The 408-nt window shown below is 60.5% G+C and carries 1 pseudogene; it reads right to left on the bottom strand.

What is annotated here, in order from left to right:
- Positions 1 to 221: pseudogene (locus tag HX875_RS32340) on the bottom strand (ABC transporter substrate-binding protein); the annotation flags it as partial.
- Between the last annotated feature and the right edge of the window lie 187 nt (positions 222 to 408).

The raw sequence follows: 408 nt of genomic DNA, 5'->3' as shown, positions 1-408 counted from the left end.
TTGAGGTCGGTATCGAAGGTCAGCAGGCCCTGGAGGATCTTGCCGCTGACGTACTGGGTAGACACGTGGCTGACCACGCCGTGCATCAGCGACGGTGGTTCGGGTTGGGCCACCAGGTTCAGCACGCCGCCGTCATGGGGTTGCGCCTGAGCGGTGCCGGCCAGCAGCACGGCGCCAAGTCCCAGGTATGAGAGGACGCGGCGAAAAGATAAAGGGCGCATGGAGACTCCTTGACTAAGGTTTTGTCAGGGATTTAGCAAGGGCTGTGCCATGGGGCAATGGCCCGGGGTTTGCGGGTGTCATGGGCGATGGCAGTGATGAAAAAACCACAGTGGCCGGGACGAGTGTGGAAAAAGCAACAGCCCTGCCCTCTTGAAGAACAGCTATGCGTAGCAGCTGCCGAGCCTT

It is taken from the genome of Pseudomonas yamanorum, from assembly GCF_013386765.1.
GTDB lineage: Bacteria > Pseudomonadota > Gammaproteobacteria > Pseudomonadales > Pseudomonadaceae > Aquipseudomonas > Aquipseudomonas yamanorum_A.
The sequence above is the reverse complement of the archived record's forward strand: the minus strand, read 5'-3'. Positions and strand labels throughout refer to the sequence as shown.